The 2335-nt window shown below is 46.8% G+C and carries 4 protein-coding genes; all 4 read right to left on the minus strand.

What is annotated here, in order from left to right:
• Positions 1 to 269: regulatory protein GemA (locus B9Y90_RS25920; protein ID WP_085543145.1), on the minus strand; the 269-nt coding region annotated here is incomplete at its 3' end.
• Positions 270 to 531: 262 nt separating this feature from the next.
• A complete protein-coding gene (locus B9Y90_RS25925; RefSeq protein ID WP_085543142.1) occupies positions 532 to 747 on the minus strand; it encodes a hypothetical protein in 216 nt (71 codons plus the stop codon).
• Positions 748 to 1066: 319 nt separating this feature from the next.
• The gene (locus B9Y90_RS25930; RefSeq protein ID WP_085543143.1) at positions 1067 to 1600 is read right to left on the minus strand and encodes a hypothetical protein; all 534 of its coding nucleotides are present in this window, start codon (positions 1598 to 1600) and stop codon (positions 1067 to 1069) included.
• Between the two features lie 271 nt (positions 1601 to 1871).
• Complete coding sequence (locus B9Y90_RS25935; RefSeq protein WP_139827513.1) at positions 1872 to 2183, minus strand: hypothetical protein; 312 nt, start codon at positions 2181 to 2183, stop codon at positions 1872 to 1874.
• Positions 2184 to 2335: the final 152 nt, after the last annotated feature.

Below are 2335 nucleotides of genomic sequence, written 5' to 3' on the forward strand. Positions count from 1 at the left end.
GCCCACGGCCTGCCCGCTTCCGCCAGCAGGGCCTCAATCTTGCCCAGCATCGCCCGTCGCCCGGTGGCCACGCGCGGGCGGCGACCATGGGATGAGGGGGCAAAGCCCTGGGTACGCATATACAGCACCATTTTTTCCAGCTCCGTGTCGGAGCAGTCGCCCGCCGAGCGCTTCCCGGTCTGATGGGCCAGTACATCGCGGTAAGTATCATCGTCCCATCCGAGGCAGTTTTTACCGGTGTGGGCGAGGCGGATCAGATTACGTCTCATGGAAATAGCCTCAAATGAGAGAGGAAAAACGGAAGTGGCCATAATAAAAAGCCCCGCACGAGGGCGGGGCTTTGGGCCAGTTCAGTGTTCAGTTTTAACGGTTAAATTGGATCACAGCTCAATTATAAAGTCAATGTTCACTTTTTTCGACCGTCATTCACCCAGACGATCCCCAAAAGGATCACCGGGATGTACATGATTAGAATTCGATGCTCCATATCTTATACCTTATCAAAGCGAGACCCGCCGCGGTGAAGAACATCTACCTGATAGCCATACCTGTGGGTGTCAGCATTACGACCACGGACAACACAACAGCCGCCACAATCACAATGATTGTCAGGAATTTCATAAGATGCTCCACAAATTCATTCAATCCCGAAATGACCAACTCCCGCGCCCGCCGTGAAAATGCCACCATCAGGGCAGCAAACACCAGCAGAGTGACAGTGAACACTATGATAGCGAGTATTTTCATGAAATATTCCTTTCCGTTGTTGCCTGACCGCCCGAAGAACCAAGCAACAAGTGCCGAAACAGGGGCGATCGCAACAAAACACAGCAAACAAACCAGGTGCCGAATAAACATAGCGCCCCCAACGATAAGAAGCTCTCGGGTATTTTCAAGCAAGAAAAATCACATTTTCAACAACGGCCGTATAAGAACACACCCCACATGCGATATATCGCGCATGAACTTGATATATAGCAAATTTCTGCCAACAAAAAGCCCCGCACAAAGGCGAGGCTTTTATAACTTCAACGGGAAATACCTGTGCTGGTGTTCAGTTGCAATGCTAACTTTTCTGCGGAGAGATACCTGATAAATCAATTTCACAGGCCTTAACGAATTTGTTAACCGCTTTAGCAGACCCTATGGTATCGAAAGTATAGCTATACTTTTGATCACTTTGAAGATAATGAACACCAACGAGTATATGATGACTGGCAGCTTTCAATTCACTGAGCAAAAGTTTAAGTGAATCATCATTCTCAGCAGATTTTACACCAAAAAAGTTATTATTACGCGTGGTAGTCAGGGCATCAAACTTGACTGGTTTACTCTGGTCTACCTTGAAAACGAGCTCAGCCTGGATACCATCAGTGATATCTGTAGTATCACCGCTCTCAATGTATGAGACTTTTAGATGGTCCTTTGAGCAATCAAAAACAACGCCATTTAATTCGCTTTTTACATCGACCAGCATTGCTTTTTGCCCACCAGTAAAAACATCATCTTCAACATGAGTACTCCAGCCAGCAAAAGCTGCATGGCTGACCAGTGATAGCAATGCAGTAAGCAGGCTATATGACCATTTTCTGTTTTTCATACCAACCCCTGTTAAATAGAACGGCAAAGTTAAGGTTAATGAATCTGAAACTTCAATCACCAAGCGGTGATTGAATGTACTATCTGCAACATGCCATTACTGAGTCATTGACTTTTTACAATGTATTGGGAAAAGAAATATCTGAAAGAAAGCGAAACCTAGCCTGGCTATCTGTGTCAGATAATCACTCGAGGATGGAACTATAAAGATGACAGGGATAGAACCTGCTGACGCCCCATTTAGTCTGGTGATGGACGTCAGCAAGAAATTGTTAACGAAGCTTATTACCGACAAGCTCGGGATTAACTAACAACCCTGTCCGGGAAGCTATTTCTACCAACTGCCCCAGCGCGGCAACGGCAACGCTTTTATCGCCACCATCAGCCAGTTTCCGAAGGTGGCGAACCAGCCAGGAAAAGCTCAGGGCCTGCGCTGTTTCGAGTCTGAAATCACACATAAGCAGCTCTGAACTGGTATTCGGCATTTCATTGAAATAGCGCGTCAGCTCTGCGATATCAGCAGCAGAATAGCCGCTAATTCGAAGATCGTTAATCACCATATCGAGGTCAGTTACTTCAGTCATTTTTCGTACTCTCCAGCCTTCTGCAGGCGTTATCGTATTCCAGATAGGGTCCATATTTACTCATCCTCCCACTCAGTACCGCGTTTCCAGGTATCCATAACGCCGTTAATCTCCGCTGTCAGTTCCTTTAACTTGCCAGCCCACTGCTCCAT

Origin of the sequence: Cedecea sp. NFIX57, from assembly GCF_900177785.1 — a bacterium.
Taxonomy (GTDB): domain Bacteria; phylum Pseudomonadota; class Gammaproteobacteria; order Enterobacterales; family Enterobacteriaceae; genus Cedecea; species Cedecea neteri_C.